17 protein-coding genes are annotated in these 22,773 nt (G+C 66.4%); 6 read left to right on the forward strand and 11 right to left on the reverse strand.

Annotated elements, in window-relative coordinates:
* Positions 1 to 17 precede the first annotated feature (17 nt).
* The 5 genes from B9C43_RS56115 to B9C43_RS43655 form a co-directional block, all read right to left on the reverse strand.
* Entirely contained in the window at positions 18 to 860 is an 843-nt protein-coding gene (locus tag B9C43_RS56115) for a hypothetical protein (RefSeq protein ID WP_033383622.1), read from the reverse strand.
* A 23-nt stretch (positions 861 to 883) separates the two neighbouring features.
* Positions 884 to 2,695, reverse strand: a complete 1,812-nt coding sequence (locus B9C43_RS43640) for a glycoside hydrolase family 127 protein (protein ID WP_143447015.1) — start codon at positions 2,693 to 2,695, stop codon at positions 884 to 886.
* A complete protein-coding gene (locus B9C43_RS43645) occupies positions 2,688 to 6,440 on the reverse strand; it encodes a discoidin domain-containing protein (RefSeq protein ID WP_235039198.1) in 3,753 nt (1,250 codons plus the stop codon). Before B9C43_RS43645 ends, B9C43_RS43640 begins: the two co-directional genes overlap by 8 nt.
* Before the next feature lie 206 nt (positions 6,441 to 6,646).
* Positions 6,647 to 7,726 (reverse strand): YbfB/YjiJ family MFS transporter, encoded by a 1,080-nt coding sequence (locus B9C43_RS43650; RefSeq protein WP_235039199.1) that lies wholly within the window; start codon positions 7,724 to 7,726, stop codon positions 6,647 to 6,649.
* Positions 7,723 to 8,016, reverse strand: coding sequence for a muconolactone Delta-isomerase family protein (locus tag B9C43_RS43655; RefSeq protein WP_084433271.1), 294 nt, complete (start codon positions 8,014 to 8,016; stop codon positions 7,723 to 7,725). The genes B9C43_RS43650 and B9C43_RS43655 overlap by 4 nt, the downstream gene beginning before the upstream one ends.
* Before the next feature lie 83 nt (positions 8,017 to 8,099).
* Between B9C43_RS43655 and B9C43_RS43660 the strand changes: the two genes are divergently transcribed.
* From B9C43_RS43660 to B9C43_RS43685, 6 genes are all read left to right on the forward strand, one after another.
* Complete coding sequence (locus B9C43_RS43660; RefSeq protein ID WP_084433272.1) at positions 8,100 to 9,023, forward strand: LysR family transcriptional regulator; 924 nt, start codon at positions 8,100 to 8,102, stop codon at positions 9,021 to 9,023.
* 99 nt (positions 9,024 to 9,122) lie between these two features.
* Positions 9,123 to 9,833, forward strand: a complete 711-nt coding sequence (locus B9C43_RS43665; RefSeq protein ID WP_084433273.1) for an SDR family NAD(P)-dependent oxidoreductase — start codon at positions 9,123 to 9,125, stop codon at positions 9,831 to 9,833.
* Between the two features lies 1 nt (position 9,834).
* Positions 9,835 to 10,182 carry a YybH family protein gene (locus B9C43_RS43670; protein WP_033383633.1) on the forward strand — a complete coding sequence of 116 codons (348 nt, stop codon included), beginning with the start codon at positions 9,835 to 9,837 and terminating at the stop codon, positions 10,180 to 10,182.
* Positions 10,183 to 10,229: 47 nt separating this feature from the next.
* Positions 10,230 to 10,565: a trypco2 family protein gene (locus B9C43_RS43675; RefSeq protein ID WP_084433274.1), complete on the forward strand. Its 336-nt coding sequence runs from the start codon at positions 10,230 to 10,232 to the stop codon at positions 10,563 to 10,565.
* 9 nt (positions 10,566 to 10,574) lie between these two features.
* The gene (locus B9C43_RS43680) at positions 10,575 to 14,285 is read left to right on the forward strand and encodes a tetratricopeptide repeat protein (protein ID WP_143447016.1); all 3,711 of its coding nucleotides are present in this window, start codon (positions 10,575 to 10,577) and stop codon (positions 14,283 to 14,285) included.
* A gap of 43 nt (positions 14,286 to 14,328) precedes the next feature.
* Complete coding sequence (locus B9C43_RS43685) at positions 14,329 to 15,891, forward strand: alkaline phosphatase D family protein (protein WP_084433275.1); 1,563 nt, start codon at positions 14,329 to 14,331, stop codon at positions 15,889 to 15,891.
* 11 nt (positions 15,892 to 15,902) lie between these two features.
* On the opposite strand, the gene B9C43_RS43690 is transcribed toward B9C43_RS43685, so the two are convergent.
* The 6 genes from B9C43_RS43690 to B9C43_RS43715 all read right to left on the reverse strand — a co-directional run bounded on the left by B9C43_RS43690 (position 15,903) and on the right by B9C43_RS43715 (position 22,747).
* Complete coding sequence (locus tag B9C43_RS43690) at positions 15,903 to 16,988, reverse strand: 3-deoxy-7-phosphoheptulonate synthase (protein WP_084433276.1); 1,086 nt, start codon at positions 16,986 to 16,988, stop codon at positions 15,903 to 15,905.
* Between the two features lie 130 nt (positions 16,989 to 17,118).
* The gene (dpgD, locus tag B9C43_RS43695) at positions 17,119 to 17,922 is read right to left on the reverse strand and encodes an enoyl-CoA-hydratase DpgD (RefSeq protein WP_084433277.1); all 804 of its coding nucleotides are present in this window, start codon (positions 17,920 to 17,922) and stop codon (positions 17,119 to 17,121) included.
* Entirely contained in the window at positions 17,919 to 19,217 is a 1,299-nt protein-coding gene (gene dpgC, locus B9C43_RS43700) for a (3,5-dihydroxyphenyl)acetyl-CoA 1,2-dioxygenase DpgC (RefSeq protein WP_200825965.1), read from the reverse strand. Before dpgC ends, dpgD begins: the two co-directional genes overlap by 4 nt.
* On the reverse strand, positions 19,214 to 19,870 hold the full coding sequence (gene dpgB, locus B9C43_RS43705) for an enoyl-CoA-hydratase DpgB (protein WP_084433278.1): 657 nt from the start codon (positions 19,868 to 19,870) through the stop codon (positions 19,214 to 19,216). The genes dpgC and dpgB overlap by 4 nt, the downstream gene beginning before the upstream one ends.
* Positions 19,864 to 20,964 carry a 3,5-dihydroxyphenylacetyl-CoA synthase DpgA gene (gene dpgA / locus B9C43_RS43710; RefSeq protein WP_084433279.1) on the reverse strand — a complete coding sequence of 367 codons (1,101 nt, stop codon included), beginning with the start codon at positions 20,962 to 20,964 and terminating at the stop codon, positions 19,864 to 19,866. The genes dpgB and dpgA overlap by 7 nt, the downstream gene beginning before the upstream one ends.
* Positions 20,965 to 21,163: 199 nt before the next feature.
* Positions 21,164 to 22,747, reverse strand: a complete 1,584-nt coding sequence (locus tag B9C43_RS43715) for an outer membrane protein assembly factor BamB family protein (protein ID WP_033383659.1) — start codon at positions 22,745 to 22,747, stop codon at positions 21,164 to 21,166.
* Between the last annotated feature and the right edge of the window lie 26 nt (positions 22,748 to 22,773).

Raw genomic sequence — 22,773 nt, forward strand, 5'->3', positions numbered from 1 at the left:
TCACCGCCCCTGTCGTCCTAATACCCGTACCGGCTCTTCAGATGCCGCCAGAAGTCGCGGAACATCCACTTGTCGAACTCGGTGATCTGCGCGGCGCTGCCCGCCTTCATCAGGAAGCAGCAGACACCTGTCGGCGTCCAGTCGTAGAAGTCGTCAAGACCGAACGAATGACCGATCTCGTGCAACAAGATGTGGATGTTGTCGTTGTTGAGCGAGTTGACGTAGTACTCGCTGCCGATCCGCTGACCCCAGTCGCCACCGAAACCACCGCCCAAACCGGCGGTCAGCCACAACGACATGTCATAGTGCCGCGCGACTCCGCCAGGGCAGCGCGGGTAACTGCCGTTCTGGTTGAAGAACCGGCCACATTCGGGAGCACACTGCGGTGCGTTCTCGTTGATGTTGCCCACGTAGATGTCGACGGAACTGTCCGTCCACTGCAGAGTACCGCGGTTGCGCACGGCCCAGCCGACGACTTTCAGCGGGATCTCGCGGTACGGCCAGTTGTTGTAGCCTTGGCCGTTCTCCAGCTGGACGTCCATCCACTTCTTGAACTGCCGGGCCAGTCCGGCGTGGATCCGGTCGCGCAGGGCCGCGGACACCGGCTGGCTGGAGTCCCACCGCACGCAGTAGTTGATGTACCCACGGTTGGCCATGATCTGGTCCCAGCCGTAGTTCCGGAACCCGTACAGGTTCGGGTACGTGGTCTCGACGTGCCGCCAGACCTCGTCGATCGGCCGGACGAGGTTCGCGGGCGGGTTCCACTGGTCCGCCGCGCTCGCAGGCGCCGACAACATCGAGAACATGGACACCGTGGCCGCGACCGCGGCCAGCAGGGCGGTGCCCCTTCGTCGTTTCATCGCTCTCCTCCTATCGCATTCCCTTATGGGGCAGCGGAGCCGATCCTCCAGTACACCGTGTACCGCTGGCCGTGCATGGCGTAGAACGGCAACAGGTTCACCGGCCCGGTACTTGCCGTCGCGGTGAACCGCAGCGGTGTGCTCGTCGTACGGATCGACGCAGGGTTCAGTGTGGGCATTGTGGACAGATTCGTGGTGCCGTACGCGCCGGAAAGCACGATCGGGCCGTACTTCACGGCCTGCACGCTTCCGTCGTCCGGGGTGACCTCACGGTTCAACACCATCGGCAGGTCGAGCTCCAGGACGTCACCACTGGCCCACGTGCGGTTGATCGTCGCGAAGGTGCCCGGTGTGGCCGGCACGTTCTGGTTCGTGCCGTTGACACGGATCCGCACACCCGAGGTCCACGACGGAATTCTCAGTTTCAGTGCGGTCTGGCCGGACCCGGTGAATGTCAGCCTCGTCGACGGCGACTCCGGGAACCGCGTCTCCTGCCGGACGGTGATGCCGCGGCCGGGCCAGCGCAGCTCGGAGGCGATGAACAGGTTGACGTACAACGTGGTTCCGCTGAAGAAGTAGATGCTGTCGACGTACTTGGTGTTGCTTTCCATGCCGGTACCGTGACAGCAGGTGAAGTTGTCGTAGTCGTTGCTGTACGTCTTGATCCCACCGGGCCGCAACGGGACGTAGTAGCAGTGGAAGCCGTGTGCCGACTGCGGGTTCTGCGCACCGAGGATGTGGTTGTAGAGCGTCCGTTCGTAATAGTCCACGTAGGACACTTGCGGGTTGGTGCGGAACAACTGCCTCGTGAGCTTGAGCATGTTGTAGGAGTTGCAGCACTCACAGGTGGTGTCACTCAGTTCGCTCGCGATCCGACGCGGCGCCTTGAAGTACTCGCCGTTGGAATTGCCGCCGATCACGTAGGTGTGATCCCGGGTGACGATGTTCCAGAAGTTGACCGCGATGTCGCGGTACCGGGTCTCGCCGGTGGCGTGGTACTCCCTGATCGCGCCGATGGCCTTAGGGATCTGGGTGTTGGCGTGGTATCCGTTGAGCCGGTCCTGGTTCGCCGCCAGCGGGTCGAAGATCTCGGCGTGGTCGAAGTGCCGTGCGCCAGCGAGGTGCTCGGGGTTCCCGCTGAGCTGGTACAGGTTCGCCAGCACCTCGTTCATCCCGCCGAACTCGGTGTCCAGCATGTTCTGCCGCTGGGTCAGGGTGAGCCGGTCGTTGCGCCGCTTTGCCCACGCGGCCATGCCTGTGAGCACGGTCAGCGCTTGGGCGTTGCCAGCCAGCGTGTGCATGTCCAGCAAACCGGCCATGATCTTGTGCAGCGTGTAGTACGGCGCCCACACCGGCTGGCGGGCTTCGACGCGGTCGATGAAGCTCTCCGGGAACGCCGAGAGGTAGCCGGGCGAGGGCGCCCTGGCTTGGCACTTGGCCAGTTCGGCGACGAGGTAGTCGCCTTTGGACTTGAACTCCGCGCGTCCGGTGCTCGCGTACGCCTGGGCCAATGCCGTCAGCAGGTGCCCAGTGGAGTGTCCGCGCAACTCCGTGGTCGGTGATTCCCATCCGCCGCACGGCGTTGCCGATGAAGGCAGGCCGTAGTTCAGCCGGAATGTGTGGAGCAAACGGTCCGGGTTGATGAAGAGCAGGTAGCTGTGCGTTCTGCTGGTGTTGGCCTGGAACGGACCAGGCAACAGGGTCACTGCGGACAGCGGGAAGGCATCCGCTGAGACACCGATGTCGGCGGCCGAGGCAGGGCCAGCGCCCAGTGTGGTGGCCGCGGTCGCCATAGCACCGGCGCGGAGTACGGTTCTACGGCTGAGTTCACCCATTGGCTTTCACCTCCACGTTCGCCTGTGCGATCAGGGATGTGCCCGGAACCTGGCCAGTCCCGGTGAAGGTCCCTGGTTGCGCATAACGCGACGGATCGACAGCGGCCCAAGTCACTGAGGTGGTGACGTTGTCGCGCGAGCCGTCGTTGAAGGTCGCTGTGACGGTCGGCGGCAACACAGGTGCCACACCGACAGTGGTCACAATGTTCTCGGGTTCAACGAACGTGATGCTGACTTGGTCGGTCGACCGCACCCGCTTGAGCGAAACCGGAGTCTCCGCCAGTGCCTTGAACTCGACCAACCCGACCGATCCGGCGCCTGAGGTGAGCACTGCGCGCAACCGGGTTGTGGTCACACCGGCGAAGGTGGCGTTGTTGAACTGGTTGACCGCCACCGGATACTGACTCGGGATGTCGACGTACGCGGAACCGTTCCAGTACTGGAGTTTCCAGGCACTCGGCACCCGGACTCCCCCACCGTCGTCGAAGAAGTACAGCGCGGCGGCATTCACGCGTTGAGGCTGTGCCCAAGTGAGTTCGGCCCACTGCTGGCCGGTCTCCGGCCACGTGCCCCACCGCGGGCTGTCGTTCGAGCTTGCTGGTTCGAACCCGTCATTCACTGCCGCCACGCTTTCCCATGCAGACGTGTACGAGGCGGACGGTGTGGCGGACGGAGCGAGGTTGAAGGCGCCCTGTGTACTGGTCAAGGTCACTTGAGACGACGTGGATGCGGCACCGTCACTGGCGGTCAGCCGGAGCGTGTATGTGCCGGGAGCGCTGAAAGACGCCGTGGTGTTAGCCGTGTTGGGAGCGTCGAAGACGACGTTGCCAGGGCCGCTTACTTTGGACCACGTCGTGGTCAACGTGCCGGACGGCAGGGCGTCGTCCTTGACCTTGCCGAGCAGCCTCGCCTGCCCTGGCTGGTTCACGGCCGGATCGCGCCTCGCGAGAACATAGGGTGCTGTGTTCGTGGCTGTCGGTGGACTGCCGGTGTTGAAGATCTTCATCTCGGTCAGTCCGGTTTTCAGCCCGGGCTGATGCGTCATCACCACCCGGACCCGCTGTGCGGTGATCGCGGGGAACTGCACGCGGTTGTAGTTGGACCTTGGCACTGCCGGTGTCTTGTGGCCTGGCAGCGTCACCCATGTACTTCCGTTGAGGTATTGGATCTGGTACATCGCGGGTTCGGCATACCCTGCCCTGTCATTGCGGAAATGCACGCGAACGTCGTCGAACGTCTTGGCAGAGCCCAGGTCGAGTTCGTAGTGGTCCTGCGCGTTCGGTGATCCCTTGCTCCCCCAGAACGGTTCGTTGATCGTGAAGCCGTCCGCGGCAGCCGCCGCGGTTGTCCCGGTGGCCGTGTACGAGGCCGAAGCGGTGGCGCCCGCTGCCAGGTTCGGGCTGTTCGACTGGAGGTTCACACCGGCCTTGGCGAACACGTCGACCATCCGTGCGTCGGTGTGCACGACCTGGCTGGGTGCCTGCATACCGGGCACCGAGGTGCTGTGGAGCACGGTTCCCGCTTGTCCGAGGAACGTCACCGCGCCGGTCCGCGGATCCCAGACCGCATGAGTGAGGCGGTCGATGGTGACGGCCCGAGTTCCGTTGACGTAAACGGAATATCCCTGCGGCACGCCCGGATACCGGGTGACACCGTCGGCGGGGTCGTCCCAGACGATGGTCAGGTTGTTGTTGCGATACCGCAGGCTGTTGACCGTGAAATGCGACCAGCCGATGTTGATCGGGGACAGCTCGACTTTGTCGTCGTTACGTGGCCGCAGGCCCATCGCGTCCTCGACGACCGTCCAGTTGCTGCTGCCCAGTGTCGTGTGGTGGATCCACGATCGGTAGTCGATGGTCTTGGTGGCGGCGTTCCAGTCGGCCCAGAACTCATTGGAGTCAGGCCACCGGGTGTCGCCGCCGACGTACTGCGCCCACGCGTTCCAGTACAGCAGTTTCTTGTACATCTCCGTGGTGACGTACGAGGTCGGGTAGTTGCGCAGCGCCGAGGACAGCAGCCGGAACTGCACGGTCGAGTTGATCTGCGAGAAGTTGTTGGTACCCGGCTTGCCCGCGGCCGCGGCGGCGGCCTTGTCCCGCTGGTTGGCCGTGTAGAACGGGAAGATCGGGTATTCCTTCTCGTCGGCCAGTAACCGCAGCGCTTCCCGGTACTGAGCGGTGTTCGGCATCAGGCCGACCGAGTAGGGGTAGAAGTTGTTGATCTCCTTCCACGGCACCAACGAGTTGGTCGCCACATGCCTGTGCTGCAACACCTGAGCCTGCTGGTTCCACAGGACGTTCACGACAGCCTGCTGAACACGGGCGGCGATGGCACGCATCTCGTTGGCCTTCGCGGTGTTGCCGACCGTGTCGTAGGCCTGCGCCGCAGCCAAAGCGTTGCTGTAGACGTACGCGGACTCGGTGCGGTCCAGACGCCCGTCGCGCCAGTGGAACGAAACGGCGTCGGCATCGTTGCCGGTCAGCGCGCCCCAGTCGTACTCGATCAGGTTGTTGCGGTCCTGGTCGTAGAAGTCCAGCTGTCCCTTGACGTCCTGCTCGGCATAGCGGGCGAGGTTGCCCGCGATCGCTGGCTGCCCGCCGTGGATCTGGTAACTACGCCATGCCGCTTCGGAGATGTACTGCGCATAGCTGTTGCTCCAGTTCTCCGGATCGCCGGGATTGTCGGTGTACCGGCGGTTACGGGACACCTCTCCGGCCGAGACCCACGGCCCGAAGGAATACATCGGGTTGCGCAGGTACTTCAGGTCGTCGACGAACATCGGCACGGTCAACACGATCGCGTTGTTGTACCCCAACGCGCCTTCGACCGACGTGGGGAACTGGAAGTCGTTGCCGGGGATGTCCGCGTCGAGGTAGTTGAAGCGCATCAGCCACCAGCGGTAGTAGATGTGCTTCTTGATCGCCGGATCCGGGACGTCGAAATACGGCACATTGTCTGCCCACCAACGGTTGTAGGCACGCACATGGGAGGCATGGGCCGCAGCGGGAGTCGCGGCCCGGTAGGACTGGTACTCGGTCAGCGATGCCGGGATCTCCTCGGTCACGAACCCCATGACGACCTTTGTCTGTACACTTTGGCCAGACGGGACGGTGATCGAGCGGGTCAGATCGGTGCCGCTCACCGTGAACCCGTCGCCGGCCAGCCTGGGGAACACCGTGGTCAGCTTGTTCTTCGCGTCCACACTTCCGGTGAGCTCATTGCCTTCCACGGTCTTGGCGTACGGCGAACTGGCCCGCATCTGCACGGACTGTTGACTGCTCCCGGTGTTGGTAACGGTGAGGTTGGTGACCGCCACGTTGTTGTGCGTGATGAACTTCAGCGCCTCAACCCGCAGGGAGCCACTGGTGTACAAGCCCTTCCAGTAACTCGGTGCCTGCACGCGCTGGCTGACGTTCTCGGTGAACGTGCCGGGAAGACTGATCGAGTACGCACCGCGGTTGTGGATGCTTTCCCAATACGCGACCTGGCCACCGAATCCGATCACGGCCGGATCATGCGTCTTCATGAACACGGCACGGCCACGCGTCATCAACCACGTACCAGCAGGATCGTTGCCCTGCCGGGCTAGCAGGCGGTCCATCCAGAAGTCAGTGCCCTGACTCTCCTGGTCGTAGATGGCCCGCATCATGTCGTTGGTGGTGTACGCGACCGGCGGCTGAGCAATGGCAGGCCCCGTGAAGCTGGGGTAACCAATCGTCTGTGCCGCGGTAACGGGGTTTGCCATGGACAGTCCACATGCGACCAAAACGGTGACGGCGGCTGATCTGCGCATACGCATCACTTCCCGAAGGCAGGCGGGATTCGCGAGTGCCGAAAACCTTTTCGGAGGGTAATGGACGTGTTACAGCACTGTCAACGACAGCTTCTCCGGATTCGCACGAGATGATCATTGAAAGCGGTTGCCGAAATGTTTCGGCGTGTTTCCCGGACTCAGGACCCGGTTCCTCCAGCGGTGAAAGAGCGCGGCCTGGCGGCCGTCCTGAGTCCGTTCGCGGCTACCGCGCCGAGCAGAACGATCACCGAGGCCAGCAGCAGGGCGAGATGGTACCCGTGGTGCAGCAGCGGAGCGGCCAGCAGCGGGCCGAGGATCTGACCGGCGGAATACCCTGCGGTCAACGCGGAAGCCGCGCGAGGAACCCGCAGGTGCGCGCCAATGCCGAGGGTTGTCGTCGCGATCCCGACGAACGTGGCACCGAAGAGGACAGCCGCGACCAAGGCAGCCACGGGTCCACCGACGAGTGCGGGCAACGCGATGCCCGCTGCCTGGATGATCAAAGCCACCGGGAGAAGCCGGGTCTGCGCCCAACGGCGGCCCAACAGGAGCATCAGGGCGGGTGAACCGGCCGCAGCGAGGCCGACGAGCACCCAGGCGCCGCTGCCAAGCGGCCCATTGATAGCGGCGACAAGGAACGTCGCGGCGATGATGTAACCGACGCCTTCAAGGGTGTAGCTCGTGAACAGCGCGACGAACCATCGTCGAGGAGCGTCCGCCGACGGCGTCGCAGATGTAGCTGGCGTGCCTGGGCACAGCGTCCACGCACCGACGGCGAGCAGTGCGGACAACCCCGCCGCCAGCCACCACGCGACCTGCCACTGCGCGTGCGCCAGCACGACCAGGCCAGACAAGGCGATCCCCGCCCCGATGCCGCCCATGCCCCAGCCCGGACGTGCGCCGACGGCGATCACGAACACCAGCGCGCTCGCCAGGCCCGCAATGAGCCTGAGCACCAGCCAGACGACCGTGCTGTGGGTGAGCGGCATCGCGGCGAGTGTGGCCACGAGCAGCACGAGCGAACAGCGATGCACGGCTTGGGAACGGCTCAGGCCCGGAATGGCTGTGCAGGCGAGCGCGCCGACGAAGTAACCCGCGTAGTTGGCGGTCGCAAGACTCGCTCCCGCCTGAGCAGTGAGACCGGCCTGGGCGGCCATCAACGGCAGGATCGGCGTGTAGGCGAAACGCCCGATGCCCATACCCGCCGCCAGCGCCGCGGCGGCCTGACGTGCGCTCAAGACTGGCCGGGGTCGTTCGGGTGCGGTTGCACCGCGGTGACGGTGATGGCCATCCAGGACCGCAGCGGCAGCGTGTCGAGCACGTTCACCCATAGGTCGTGCTCGTCCTCGGCGCGCCACAGGCCGGTGCTGCGCAGTTCGCCGATCGGCCGCCACAGCCGGACCAGGTTTCCGTTGGCCGCGAGTTCTTTGGCCCGCAAGGCTTCCGCCGCACGACGTTCGTCCACTTCGGAGGGCGAGACGCCGTCGGGGATCGTCGTGGTGATCTCGACGATGAATTCTCGTGTCATGGCCTCATCGTGCGACTGGCCCGAACTCGCCGCCACGACATGTTTTCTCTCGTGTGAGAGGCTCAACCTCCTAGGATTCCGCTGTGGAACTGCGCCAGCTCCGGTACTTCGTCGCGGTCGCCGAGGAACTGCACTTCGGCCGGGCAGCGGCTCGGTTGCTGATCGCAGGGCCGTCACTGTCGCAACAGATCAAGGCCCTCGAGCGCGACCTGGGTGTGCCGCTGTTCGCTCGTGACCGCCGGACGGTCACACTGACCGCGGCCGGTGCGGCGCTGCTGCCCGAGGTGCGCGCACTGCTCGATCGCGCCGACGAACTGCGTCGCCGGGCTCAGCAGCTGTCCGGGTCCGAGCCGGTGCGCATCGGCTACGTCAACTGGCTGCCGCCTGATCTGACCAAGCGCACGTCCGGTGTCGCCCAGCTGTACGTGGACACATGGGTGGTGCCGTCGCACGCGCAGGCGGCACGCGTGGCCGACGGCAGCCTCGACCTGGCCGTGTGCTGGGTACGCACCGCGGATCTCACCCAGCACGGCTTGGTGGGCCGGCTGCTCGGCGCGGACCGGCTCTACGCGGTGTCCACCGGCACGGACACCAGCCCGGTGCGGGCACAGGACATCGCGGTGCTTGTGGACGACGACGTCACATCATGGGCGTCCTGGAACTCCTACGCCGAAGAGTTCGCCCGCGACACCGGCGCTCGCGTTGTGCGCATCCACAACGGCGCCATCACCGGACCCGCGTTCTTCGACCACGTCCGGGCATGCACCACGCCGGTACTGAACTCACCCAAGGGACAGAACACGCCGCTGCCGCCGGATCTCGTCCACCGCCCGGTGATCGACCCGCAGGTGGTGTGGACGTGGTCGCTCGTATGGCGGGAAGACGAGGTCCGAGCCACCGTGCTGGCCGCAGCCCACGCCATCACCCGTGACGTCGGCGACCTCGGCCTGCGGGAAAAGGGCGTGTGGTTGCCCGGGGACGACCCGCATCGGCCACTCGGAGACTGAACCTCTCACGAGGGAGGAAACAAGTCGTGGCGCGGCAACTCGTGCGCGCGCACGATCAGAACGTAAGTTCCGTTCCTCCCTCGAAAGCAGGTATTCGATATGTCCACTCGCAAGGTGGCAATCATCACGGGCGCATCGCAGGGAATTGGCGCGGCTCTCGTTCCGGCATATCGCAAGCTCGGTTATTCGGTAGTGGCCGTGTCGCGGTCCATCGGCATTTCGGACGACCCCGAGGTGCTGAACGTGCGCGCTGACCTGTCGCGACCGGGCGAAGGAGCCCGGGTCGTCGAGCAAGCGCTTGCCCGATTCGGCCGGGTCGACACGTTGGTCAACAACGCGGGCACCTTCATCGCCAAGCCGTTCACCGAGTACACCGACGAGGACTTCGACGCCGTCACCGGCACCAACCTGCGCGGCTTCTTCGACATCTCCCGCAGCGCCATCGCGGCGATGGCTGCCCAAGGCGATCCCGGCCACGTGGTGAACGTGTCCACCACCCTGGTCGACCACGCGCTTTCCCCGCTGCCGTCGGCACTCGCGTCGCTGACCAAGGGCGGCATCAACGCCGTCACCAAGTCGCTCGCGACCGAGTACGCAGCCAGAAGCATCCGCGTCAACACCGTCGCGCTCGGCGTCATCCGCACACCGATGCACGCACCGGAGACGCATGACTTCCTCGCCGCACTGCATCCGGTCGGCCGTCTCGGCGAGATCGACGAGGTGGTCGACGCCATCACCTACCTGGAACAAGCCGGCTTCGTCACGGGCGAGATCCTGCACGTCGACGGTGGCCAGAGCGCGGGGCACTGACATGAACGAGACAACGATCCTGCAGGACGTGATGGACCGGTGGAAGGACGCCGTCGACGCACACGAACCCGAGCGGGTAGCCGAGAATTTCACCAGGGACGCAATTTTCCAGGGCTTACATCCCTACGGCGTAGGCCGCGAGGCAGTGGCCGAGTATTACGATTCCCAGCCGCTCGGCCTGACAGCGGAGTACAAGATTCTCGAAACCCGCCGGATTTCCGACGACGTGGTACTCGGCTATCTGAGCGTCGATTTCTCCTTCACCGACCGTCCGGCACTGAACGTATATCTCAGCGTGCTGGTACGCGACGACCTCATCGCCCACTATCAGGTGTCCAGACTCCCCTGACGGCGTCCGAACCGTAACGTCGCGGTACGGAAGGTCGACCTTCGGACGTGGACATTGATCTGGCCGCCGCGGTGACGGCGTTGCGCGACGAGTTGATCGAGGCGGCCGCGCGGCACGACCCGGGGCAGCACATCGGGTTCAAGGTCGGCCCGATCGAGTTGGAGTTCGCCGTCGAGCTGCGGGCGGACGCGAAGGCGAAGACCGGGTTCAAAGCATGGGTGCTGTCCGCTGACGCCGAGGTCGGGGCCGCACGCGCCCGGACCCACAAGGTCAAGCTCACCGTCACCCCGACCACCCCGGACGGCGAGGACCTGATGATCTCCGGCGACCCGGCGCGCGCACCCGGTCCTGGTGTCGAAGGCGAGGACGACCTGCAGCGCTAAGGGGGTTTGGTGGACCGGGTGCGGGTTGTGGGTGTCTCCGGCCCCACTGTGCCCGGCTCGGGGTATCTGGTCACCGCGGCACTGGTTCTCACGTCGGCCCATGTGGTCGGCGAAGCCGGGACTGAGGTCGTGGTGTTCCGGCCTGGTCACCCGGACACCGTCCGTGGCAGTGTGGTGTGGCGCGGCACTCCCGGCGGCCGTGACGACGCGGCCTTGGTCCGGCTCGAACGCGCCATCGTGGACGGCGGTGTGCTGCCGCGCGTGCGCTGGGGCCGGTTGGTGACCAACCTGCCCGGCACGCACGGACAGACGTGGGGGCTGCCGGACGTGGTGCAACGCCGGGATCGGCCGGCGGAGACGGTGCAGCCCAGCGGCACGATCAACCCGGGTGACCGGGCGGTGGGCCACCGTTACGTGCTCTCGCTCGATCAGCCGCCGCCCCAAGGTGGCTCGCCGTGGGGCGGGTTGTCCGGCGCCGCGTTGTTCTGCGGAGATCTGCTCACCGGGGTCATCGCGTCGGATCCGGCTGGCTGGGGGCACGCGCGCCTGGAGGCTGTACCCGCTTATGTGTTGGTTCACGACGAACGGTTCCGCGCTGCGTTGGCCGAGCATGCCGATGGCCGGATTGTGTTGGAGCCAGCGGAGTTCCAGCACGTGGTCGAGCCGGAGTACGCCGGTCTGGTGATGTCCGCCGCGTCCCTGGTGCAGCCTCGGCGTGAGATCGTGCCGTTCCGGCACCGTGACGAGCTGCTGGGCGAACTGCTCGGGTGGGCCGAGCTGCCTGGTGTGAGCGTGCGGCTCGTGCATGGACCGGGCGGCCAGGGCAAGACGCGCCTGGCTCGGGAGCTGGCAGGCCGGTTGCCCGCGCAGTGGACCACGGTGTGGTTGGACCCACGAGCCACGCGGGAGCAGCTCAGTACCGTGGCCGCGGCGGCGGCGCCACTGCTGGTGGTCGTGGACTACGCCGAGTCTCGGATCGATCAGCTCGACGCACTGCTTGAGGCCTGCGCGCGGCACCCTACTGTGAGCCCGATCAAGGTGCTGCTCATGGCACGCACCGCGGGAACCTGGTGGGAGACTCTGCCAGCCGAATCGGCGCCGGCGCAGGAAATCCTGGATGGTGCCGCCGCGATCCCGTTGCCCCCGTTGGAACCCGAGCTCGAAGGACGGCGTGCGGGCTATCGGGACGCAGTGGCCGCTTTCGCGGCCGCGTTGCCCGCGGTACGCGGTCACACCGACATCGATTGGCTGCCGATCGCTGAGCGGCTGCCGGAGCGCGTTGTGGAAGGTGCGGGCTTCCAGAGCGCGCTGACCTTGCACATGACGGCGTTGGCCGATCTGCTCGATGCCGCCTACCCCACCGTCGTTCAGGACGGCGCCGGCGATGTCATAGACCGGCTGCTGGTACACGAACTGCGCTACTGGACGATGATCGCCCGTGCCCGTGGCCTCGACCAGTCCCTGAGCATGGAAACGCTGACCGACGCGCTGATCGCGGCGATCGTCCTCGACGCAGCCACCAGCGTTGACGCCCACGCAGTTCTCACCCGGGTGCCCACCCTGTCCGATCAGCCTCGCATCCGCGTCGACGCGGTCCGCCGCTGGATCGCCGACCTCTATCCGCCCGTCGTGTCCGCACGGCCGTGGGACGTCCTGCAGCCCGACCTTCTGGCAGAGCGCTTCCTTGGCCGTCATATCCAGCGTCAGCCCGACTTCCTCGACCACTTGGTGATCGATCTCGCGCAGGACCCGGCCGAACGGCTGCTCACCCTGTGTTCCCGCGCCGTAGGGCATCCGATCCTGCAGGCGCGGCTCGATGAGTGGTTGACGAGCTTGTGCGTACGGCATCACGCCACGCTCGCTCTGCCAGCCGTCCGGGTGATCGTCCAGGTCGAGCGTCCGGGACCACTCATCGACGCCCTGCACCGGATCGTCGAGGACCCCGCGTTCCCGGTGCGGGAACTGGAAATCCTCTCCGACGCCCTCCCGGCGAGCAGTCACGTCCTCGCCGCATGGGCTGCCGACATGAGCGGGCGGCTCGCCGCGCAGCACCGCGCGGACAACAACATTCCCTCCCTGGCAACCAGTCTGCACAACCTGTCAGCGCGGTTGATCGCATTGGGCCGGTGGGAGGAATCGCTGACGGCGATCACCGAGGCAGTCGGGCTCTACCGCACGCTGGTAGCCGACCAGCCGGACGTCTATCTCCCCAAACTGGCCGACGGCTTGATCAACCTCGCGGGAGCCATGGTCCAGCAGGGGCACGGCGAAGAAGGGCTGGCGGCGAGCAGGGAGGCCGTCAGCCTCTACCGCACCCTGGCCGCCGACCAGCCGGACGAGTTCCAGCTCGGGCTGGCCGACGCCTTGAACGGTCTCGCCGCGGACCTGGAGGATCTGGGCCAGTGGGAAGAGGCGCTGGAGACGATCACTGAAGCGGTCGCCATCCACCGTGCGTTCGCCGCGTCTTGGCCGGACGCGGTCGTGCCCGGCCGTGCCGCGAGCCTGGGCGTCATGGCGAGGCTGCTGCACCAGGCGGGGCGCCACGACGAGGCCATGCTGGCGAGCAGCGAGGCTGTCGGGCTCCATCGCGCACTGGCGGAGGCGATGCCCGACCTGTTCCGGCGAAACCTCGCCGACAGCCTGAACACCGTGTCGGGACTGTTGTCAGACCAGGGCCGGGGAGAGGAAGCCCTGGCAGCCCAGCACGAGGCCGTCGGCATCTATCGTTCGCTCGCCGCGGCACGCCCTGACGCCGTCGCCCCAGACCTCGCCCTCCTCTTGCGCAACCTGTCCAACCTGCTTGTGAAACTGGACAGGCCAGAGGAATCCTTGGCGGCGATGACCGAGGCAGTCGAAATCCGCCGCCGGTTGGCCGTGGCCACACCAGGCGCCTTCGCAGCCGAACTCGCGGAGAGCTTGGACATTCTGGCCGCCCGGCACTGGACTCTGGGGCAGCCGCGGCAGGCGATGACGGCCTTCGCCGAAGCCGTCGACATCTCCAGGACGCTGCCGGACGTTCCCTTGTTCGCCTACAGATTGACCAACCTGTCCAACCGGTTCGCCGAACTAAGGGAGGCGGCCAAGGCTGTTGCGGCGAGCACCGAAGCCGTCGCGATCTACCGCAGGTTGGCAGCCGTTGAGCCGGAGACATTCCTGCCGCGACTGGCTGGCAGCCTTGACAACCATGGGATGGACCTGGAGGACGACGGCCGGCAAGAGGAGGCCGTGGCCGCGTGCACCGAGGCGGTCGAGATCTATCGCCGATTGGCGACGGCCACACCGGGCGCCTTCGTTCCCGAACTCGCCAGCAGCCTCAACAGCCTGTCAGGACGGCTGTTTCACGCCGGGCAGTCCGAGGCGGCGCTGGCGGCGATCACCGAAGCCGTCGAGCTCCGGCGTCGGCTGGCGGCCGGTCGGCCAGAGGAGTTCCTGCCGGACCTCGCGACCAGCCTCGGAAACCTGTCGCACCGGCTGTCCGAGCTCAACCGGATGGACGAGGCACTGGCGCCGATCACTGAAGCCGTCGAGCACTACCGTCGGCTGGCCGCGGATCGGCCGGAAACCTTCCTGCCCGATCTCGAAGGCAGCATGCGCAACCTTGCCTACCGGTTGGCCGAGCTGGGCCGGTTGGCGCAGGCCAAGGCGGTGTACACCGAAACCGCCAGCTTCCTGAGCACCGCCCGGCCCGACCTCTTCCCACCCGGCTCGCTGGACGCTTGATGTCGTGGCGTTCGGGATGCGACCGTCGTGTTGAATTCACGGCGTGACCGATCTTGTGCTGGGTCCGGTGCTGCGGCACGTGGACGACTCGTCGGCGACGATCTGGGTGCAGACCGACGGGCCGTGCACCGTCACGATCGCCGGGTGCTCGGCAGAGACTTTCCAAGTCAGCGGCCATCATTACGCGCTCGTCGTGGTCACGGGGTTCACACCGGGTGCGCCGTACCAGGTTCATCTCGACGGTGCCCAGGTCTGGCCCGAAGCCGGTACGACGCTGCCACCGAGCCGGATTCCCGCGATCTCGGACGACGTCACCGTGGTCTTCGGGTCGTGCCGGATGCCCCAGAGCGACGACGCCGAGGAGCAGCGCGTGTTCGGCACGGACGCGCTGGCCGCCTACGCGCGGCGAATGGCCGGACAGGATCCCGTGCACTGGCCGAACTCGCTGGTGCTGCTCGGCGACCAGATCTACGCCGACGAGACGTCCAAGGCCACCGGGCGGTGGATCGCCGACCGGCGCGGGACCGGTGAGCCGGACGGCGTCGCCGACTTCGACGAGTACGCGCACCTCTACCGCGAGGCGTGGTCGACACCGGTGGTGCGCTGGCTGCTGTCGACCGTGCCGACCTCGATGATCCTCGACGACCACGAAGTCATCGACGACTGGAACACCTCGCCTGCCTGGCGCGACCACATGGCCGAGAAGCCGTGGTGGGCCGAGCGGGAGACAAGTGCCCTCATGTCGTACTGGGTGTATCAGCACTTGGGCAACCTGCACCCGGACGAGCTGGCCGCCGACGCGACGTACGCGAAAGTCCGTGCCGCCGAGGACGCCACCGAGGTGCTGCGGGACTTCGCCCAGTCGGCGACCGGGGAGGCGAACGGCCGCAGGACGACGCGGTGGAGCTTCCGGCGTGACTTCGGGCGCGTCCGGCTGCTGATGATCGACACCAGAGCGGGCCGGATCCTGTCCAGCGGACGGCGTTCGATCGTCAGCGACGACGAGTTCGAATGGATCGAGGCCAACGCCGAAGGCTCGTACGACCACCTGCTGATCGGCTCGTCGCTGCCCTGGCTGATGCCACACGCGATCAGCGCCATGCAGACAGCCAACGAAGCCGCCAGCGCCCGGCCCGGACTACCCGGCCGGATCGCCGAGAAGATCCGCCGGGCCGTCGACCAGGAACACTGGCCTGCGTTCAAGACGTCATTCGACCGCCTGACCCGGCTCGTGCAGCGTTCCGCCTCCGGCTCAGCGGCGACCGTGTGCGTGCTCTCGGGCGACGTGCACCATCTCTACGTGGCCGAGGCGAGCTTCGACACCCCGGTCAACGCCAAGGTGTACCAACTGGTCTGCTCCCCCATGCACAACCGGATCCCCCGCATCTTCCACCCGCTGTTCCGGATCGGCTGGTCCCGCGCTTTGGCTGTCGTACTGGGAAAGCGATCCCTGCGACCGCCTCTGGACTGGCGCAAGCTCGCGGGCCCGTACATGACCAACGCACTGGGCACACTCCGGATCAGTGGCCGGAAAGCAGTGGTGGAACTGGAAAAGGCCGACGTTCACGGCCTGACTCCGATCATCACCATCCCGTTGAGTGACTGACCCCGGCGAGATTACTTGCCGAGGCGGCGGCGAGCCGCGGTTGCTGTGGCGAGGGTCTGCAATACGGTCTGCGTCGTCGGGATGTCGATGCAGGCGTCCGTAATGGACTGACCGTACGTGAGTGGCTGGCCGGGGCGCAGGTCTTGGCGACCAGCGTGCAGGTTGGATTCGAGCATGACGCCGACGATGCCGTGCTGGCCGTCCTTGACCTGGTCGGCGATCTGCCCGGCGACGACAGGTTGCCGGTGGTGGTCTTTGCGGCTGTTGTCATGGCTGGCGTCGATCACGACCCGGCGGGGCAGACCCGCGTCCTGCAGCGCATTGAGTGCTGTGTGGACAGACAAGGCGTTGTGGTTGGGCGCGGAATTGCCGCCACGCAACACAAGATGGCAGTCGGGGTTGCCGACGGTATGCAGGATGGCGGGCAGGCCGCCGGGATCGACGCCAGGAACGACGTGACGTGCTGCCGCCGCGCGGATCGCGTCGATGGCCACGGTGATGTCGCCGTCGCGGCGATTCTTGAACCCGACCGGCATCGACAAGCCGCTGGCGAGCATGCGGTGGTTTTGGCTTTCCACTGTGCGGGCGCCGATAGCGCCCCACGAGACACTGTCTGCGAGGTACGCCGGGATGGTGGTGTCCAGCCATTCGCATGCGACGGGCAGGCCGCGTTCGGCGAGCTCGAGCAGGAGGTGCCGGGCGATCCGCAGTCCATGGTTGACGTCGCCGGTGCCGTCGAGGTGGGGGTCGTTGATGAGGCCTTTCCAGCCACCGATCGTTCGTGGTTTTTCGAAGTACACGCGCATGACGATCAGGAGGTCGTCGGTGAACCGGCCGGCCATGGTGGCGAGGTGGTCGGCGTAGTCGAGTGCCGCGGCGGGGTCGTGGATCGAGCATGGCCCAGTGATCACGAGCAGCCGGTCGTCCGTACCGTCCAGAACGCGCAGGACAGTCTCACGACCTCGTCGCACGGTGTCTGCCGCTTTGGCGCTGAGCGGCAGTTCGTGGTGCAGCAGGGCCGGTGTGACCAGTGGGACCATGCGGTCGATCCGTTGGTTGTCCAGGTCGACCGCGGCGGCGGCAGTAGGTGTTGTCATCACAGGTATCCACGGTTTCTGCCGGCACCAGGCGGTAGCGATAGCCAGGATTTCCCGGCCCGGCCGGCGGTCTGGAGGTCAACGACTGACCTGGCTCGAAACTGGTGGTCTCGGGTCAGCAAACCCATCTTCACATGTATTGCCCTGTCCAAACCGGATCCCGTTTCTCGGTGAAGGCCCGGACGCCCTCGACCGCGTCCTTGCTCCGCCTGCGGCGCTCCTCCCAGGGATACGTGGCGGTGAATGCCTCTTCGAGAGGGAGGTCGAGCGACCGCAGTGCGGCCTGTTTGATCGCGCGAACCGAGAGCGGGGCAGCGCGCACGAGGCTGTCGGTCCATCCGGCGACGCACTGATCCAGCTCATCCAGCGGCACGACCTCGTTCACCAGTCCGTATCGAAGGGCCGTCGCCGCATCCATCCGGCGACCGGTCAACAGGTAGCCCATCGCCACCTTCTGCGGCAGCTGCCGCGGCAGCCGGAACACGCCTCCCGCCCCCGGGATCAGTCCAAGTTGGACCTCTGGCAGGCCGAATACCGCCTCCGTCGAGGCAATGACGATGTCGCAGGCGAGCACCAGCTCGAAGCCTCCGCCCAGCGCGTAGCCATGTACCCGGGCGACCACCGGCTTGCAGAGCGTGAAACGGTCGGTCAGCCGGGGATGGCCTGCCTGGCCCCGGCTGCTGAATGTCGACTCTTCCTCGCCGGCGTCGTTGCGCTGAGCGCGTTCCTTGAGGTCCTGGCCGACGGTGAACGCGCGATTCCCCGCGCCGGTCAGGACTACCACCCTGATCTCGTCGTCGGCCTCGACGTCATCCCAGATGCCAGCGAGTTCCTCGTGCATCTGCCGGTCCATCGCGTTCAGCACTTCGGGCCGGTCCATCGTCACGTAGGCGACGTGGTCCTTTTTCTCGTACCGCACCCGGGTGTAGTTCATGCCGATCCCGCCGCGAACCTGCCGACCTTGCCGATCACGTCCGCGCCGTAGATGCGCAACGACTGCTGCAGGGCGAATTCGGCCATGTATCGGCCGAACTGCTCGGGTGGTTCCTCGGCCAGGTTGATCATGCGCCGGTTGGCCAGCACCGCGTCCGCGCCGAGGCGGGCAAGTGCGCTCTCGATCGCCGCGTCCATCTCCTCCGGCGGGACGACCTCGTCGACGATCAACCGTGCGTCCGGCTCGTCCGCCCGGATCTGACGGCCGCCGAGGATCACCTGCCGGGCCACGCGCGGCCCGGTGAACCGGGTGAGCCGGTAGTTCGACGCGCCGGGAATGATCCCTTCCTTCGCCGCGGGCAGGCTGATGTAGGCGTCGGACGCCGCGAGCACGTGGTCGAAGACCAGCAGGAGTTGGGCTCCGCCGCCGATGGCGAAGGAATCGACGGCCGCCAGCCATGGCTTGTCGATGAACCGCGAGTGCCACGAACCGCCCGTGAACACGCCGCGAACGATCTTGTGGATGTAGCCAAGTTCGCGCCGCAGCAGGAAATCCACGAGCGGAATGTCGCCAGAGCTCAGCTTCTTGAGGTTGATGCCCGCGCAGAACACCCGGCGCCCCCGGTACCGGGGATGCGTCATCTCTCCGCCCCGGACCATCCCGACTCGGACGGACGGGTCGAGCAGCGCCAGGTCGACCGCGGTCTCCATGTCGTCGACCTGCTGAACGTCCTCGGCGTTCAGGCAGTCGTCCCGGCACAGGGTCAGGTACGCGACGCCGTCACGGCGCTCCAGCCGGACCGCCTCCATTTCCACGACGCCGGACTCGGCGAACTCTCCAAGCAACCGCAAAGCATTGGGGCTGGGTCGAAGCATGGCGTCGAGCAGGTGCGGACCGGCCTTCGGGGCACGCAGGATCCCGCGCAGGAATATGCCCTGGTCGATCTCGCGCCCTTCCTTTTCCGCCTGTGGCCGCGAACGCTCGGCTGCCATCTGCTCGTCCGTGGGCACCAGGCCGGGATAAGCCGAGGCGGCGGCCCGGACGAGTTCGTCGACGCGCAGGTACTGAGTCCGGCCCGCGGTGAGTTCGTCGTAGATGTCCTCGGCATGCGCCTCGACGTAGTCCGCGCGCATCGCCCTGATCTTGTCCAGCGCCGAGGACGCGGTGTCGCGCTGCGCAGAGGTCCGGGCAGGAGGCAACGGCAGCTCATCGAGCAGGTCATCGACTCGTTGAGCCGCCATCGCCAGGGCTCGGCGGTCGAGCCCTGGCGACAGAGTCACGGAATCCGTTGTCACGACGCGGCTTCCCGCCGCAAGGCCCGGTCAGCCGCGGCCAAGTGAGCACCGAGCGCGTCCTCGAAGGTGGTCGAGCCGGCTTCGAAGATCAGCTGCCTGCGGATCGCCATTTCCTTGCCGTCCACGGCATCGACCGTCTCGGCCAGATCGGCCAGCGTCGCTGCCGGGTCTTCGGAGATCTCGTCGATCAGGTTGAGGGCGAGCGCCCGGTCGGCATCGATCGGGGCACCAAGCAACACAGCCCGCCGGATCGCGGCCGCACCAGCCTGCTGCGTGAGCCGGTGAACGGTCATCCCCGGCCAGGTGGCACCGCCGGCCTCGGCGAGCAGCAAGCGGGTGCCCGGAGCGACGATCCGGACGTCCGCAGCCAGCAGGAGGTCCAGTGCCATTCCGGCGCAGTCGCCCGACGCCACCACGATCGTGACCCGGCTGAGCCGTTCGAACCGGCGCACCACCCGTTCCCACTTGGAGACCAGACCGACTGTCAGCCCTTCGGACCAGCCGGCAGGCGGGGCACCCGTGACGTGGATCGTGACCGGGCCGGACTCCCGATGGTCCTCGGCGCGGTCACAGAGGCCGGCCAGCTCCTCGACCGACGCCGCCGACAGTGGCCGAGTGCCATCGAGCCGCAGCACCAGTTCGCTATTCACCATTGGATGAGCGCCATTTCGATTGTGGAGCCAGGCCCCATGGTCATGAGCACGCCGTAGTCCCCGGGCCGGGTGATGCCCTCTTCGGCGAGTCGCTCGTAGGAGAACAGGAAGGAGCCGCTGGAGAGGTTGCCGTAGTCACGCAGCACACCGGTGGTGTGGCGGACGTCGTGCCGGCTCAGGCCGAGGTTGACGACGACTGCGTCGACCACCTTCTTGCCGCCGGAGTGCACCAGCCAATGCCCGATGTCGCTGCGCCGCAGGCCCGTACCGGACAGCAGCCTGTTGACGACGATCTCGGCGTGCGCACCGACCACGTAAGGGATCTGCGGGTCGAGGAAGAAGCTGAAGCGGTCCTGGTCGCGGTCCCAGTCGTAGCGCATCGCGTCGACTGCGTCGGTGATGATGTAGCTGGCGAACTTCAGGACCCGCGGACCGGACACCCGCCCATCACCGGAGACGACGGCAAGTGCGGCGGCTCCGTCGCCGAACAGGCTGTTGACGACCGCGGTCCGCATCGTGCCGTCCAGGGCGTAAGCGGCGGAACATGCCTCGCTGCACAGGACGACGCCGAGCTCGCCCGGGTGTGCCGCAGACCAGCCCGCGACCACGTTGAGTGCGTTCAGGCCCGCGTTGCACCCCATGCCGACGATGTCCGAACGGCTGCAATGCGGGTCGATCCCCAGTTCACGGATGATCAGTGCGCTCAGGCCGGGGGTCAGGAAGCCGGTGGACGTGACGCAGCACAGGTGACGCAGGTCCGAAAGCGTCGCTCCCGCCGACTTCAGGCAGGCCTCGAGCGCCCGGCAGCCCATGTCGACAGCGATCTTCTTGTGTTTGTCCAGAAGATCGCCCTGCGGTTCGGATATCCGTCCGCCGCCGGGGCTCTCCGGGGGAAGCGTGAGGAAGCGCCGATCGATCGCGCTGTTGAGGAAGACCGACCGGATCTTGGGATCGTCGACGTCGAGGATTTCGAGAAGCTCGGACTGCGAGTAGGACGTGTCGGACACGGCGGTCCCGACGCCGGCGAACCTGGTGATCTCGGTCAGTCCGGTGAGGACGGAAAGATCCTCGGCCGGCGCGATGCTGGTCGTCATCGATACATCCACCCCCAGGTACGGAGCTTGCTCCTCAGTAGCTGCTTGACCTGTGACACGGCCATTGACCTCACCTTTCGTTGATCTCATCGCCTCATCGCGAAGGTAACCGCGGCCGATCTGGGCGGTCCAGATCGTCCAACGTCACGAGCGGTACGCCGGGGATGTCCACCCGTGGCAGGTGGACATCCCCGGAGTATCAAAGGCTGAACGCCAGTAGCACGCGTCCTGTGTCGGATGGGTACTGCGGCCAGTAGCCCGACTGTACGTAGACCATTCCGTTCGCGATCACCGCACCGCCGCCGGTGCCGGAGATCGCGCTGCCACTGCCCTCGATTCCGTTGACGCCGGTGAAGGTGCGGACCGTGTCGTAGGTCCACAGCACGCGGCCGTTCGCAGAGTCATACGCCCGTAGCTTGCCGTCGTTCGAGCCCTCCCACACGAGGCCGGGGCTGCTGGTCGCGGCTGGCCCGTGTGCCAGGGTGCAGCGGCCGGGGTTCTGCCCCGCGCCACCGGTGGTGCAGCCGTCCGCCGGGTTCGGTGTCTGCCACAACAGGTCGCCGTTCGCCGGGTTCACCGCGAACAGCGTGCCCGGTTTGGCGTTGTACGAGGCGATATAGAGCCGCTTGCCGTCGTAGCTGGAGCCCCACTGGATGCCGCCTGTACCACCACCAGCCGCCACGCCGAGTTGGCGGCGCCACACGACCTCGCCTGTGCGGGCGTCGAACACGTGGTAGACGCCCGACTTCTGGCCGACACCGACGAGCGTGCGGTGGCCGACGCGGAAGATGTTCGGTGTGGCGCCGATGTCGTAGTCAAGCGCGGTGCCGTCGGCAAGTCCCGGGCAGTAGCCTGCCGGATCCGGCTGGGTGCACTCCACCCGCCACGTGTCGGCCTTGGTGACCTGGTTCTTCCACCGCACGCCACCTGTCCTGGCGTCCAGCGCCAGCAGCGTGTCGAAGTCGCCGCCGCTGCCGGAGTAGTTCTGGCCGGTGCCTACGTAGAGTGTGCCGGTGAACGGGTCGATCACGGGCGAGCTCCACACTCCGACGCCAGACGGCTCGTACTTCGCCGCGCCGCTCGGCCAGGTGCCGACCTGCTGTGGTTGCGGCACAGTGTAGTAACGCCAGTCCAACTTTCCAGTGTCCGCGTCGAGCGCGTCGATGTGGCCGCGGAACGTGCAGCACGGGTAGTCCCGGCCGCCCTCGGAGTTCTCGGAATTGGATACGCCGACGTAAACACGTCCTTTGTAGACTATCGGCGAGCTGGTGACGGTGGCGTACGGGTGCGCGTCGAGGCGACTCGACCACTTCAGCGCGCCGGTGCGGACGTCGAGCGCGTAGAAGTAGCCACTCGCGTCGCCGAAGAAGACCTTGCCGCCCGACACCGCCGGCCCGTCCCACACGATCGCGCGCTCCGCGGGGTTGACCGACGCCAGGGCGAACTCCCACTTCGCGGCACCGGTCTTCGCGTGCCGGGCGTAGAACTTGCCGTCCGAGCCGCCGAAGTAGATCGTGTCACCGACGACAGCCGGCTCGCTGCGCGCGATCGAGTTCGCGGTCTTCGGATAGGCGAACGCCCATTTCAGCTTCAAGTCCTTGACATTCCGCGCATTGATGCGGTGCTCGGCCGCGGCGTATCGAGAACCGAAGAGATCCTTCTGCCACGTCGCCCAGTCACCGTCGCTTGTGGACCGTTCAGCAACCGACACACTGCCGGTCAGCGGGACGGTCAGAGCCACGACGGCACCGAGCGCGAGCAGTTTCCTGGCGCGCGACAACACAAATAACCCCTTCCAGAAACAAACCC

Origin of the sequence: Kibdelosporangium aridum, assembly GCF_900176515.1 — a bacterium.
In the GTDB taxonomy this organism is placed as follows: Bacteria; Actinomycetota; Actinomycetes; order Mycobacteriales; family Pseudonocardiaceae; genus Kibdelosporangium; species Kibdelosporangium aridum.

What these genes read in the sequence shown, in the direction of transcription:
- B9C43_RS43670 (WP_033383633.1), top strand. Translation starts at nt 9,835, where the DNA reads ATGAACGAGACAACGATCCTGCAGGACGTGATGGACCGGTGGAAGGAC.
- B9C43_RS43665 (WP_084433273.1), top strand. Translation starts at nt 9,123, where the DNA reads ATGTCCACTCGCAAGGTGGCAATCATCACGGGCGCATCGCAGGGAATT.
- dpgD (WP_084433277.1), bottom strand. Translation starts at nt 17,922, where the DNA reads ATGAACTACACCCGGGTGCGGTACGAGAAAAAGGACCACGTCGCCTAC.
- B9C43_RS43645 (WP_235039198.1), bottom strand. Translation starts at nt 6,440, where the DNA reads ATGGCAAACCCCGTTACCGCGGCACAGACGATTGGTTACCCCAGCTTC.
- B9C43_RS43640 (WP_143447015.1), bottom strand. Translation starts at nt 2,695, where the DNA reads ATGGGTGAACTCAGCCGTAGAACCGTACTCCGCGCCGGTGCTATGGCG.
- B9C43_RS43655 (WP_084433271.1), bottom strand. Translation starts at nt 8,016, where the DNA reads ATGACACGAGAATTCATCGTCGAGATCACCACGACGATCCCCGACGGC.
- B9C43_RS43690 (WP_084433276.1), bottom strand. Translation starts at nt 16,988, where the DNA reads ATGACAACACCTACTGCCGCCGCCGCGGTCGACCTGGACAACCAACGG.
- B9C43_RS56115 (WP_033383622.1), bottom strand. Translation starts at nt 860, where the DNA reads ATGAAACGACGAAGGGGCACCGCCCTGCTGGCCGCGGTCGCGGCCACG.
- dpgB (WP_084433278.1), bottom strand. Translation starts at nt 19,870, where the DNA reads ATGGTGAATAGCGAACTGGTGCTGCGGCTCGATGGCACTCGGCCACTG.
- dpgA (WP_084433279.1), bottom strand. Translation starts at nt 20,964, where the DNA reads ATGACGACCAGCATCGCGCCGGCCGAGGATCTTTCCGTCCTCACCGGA.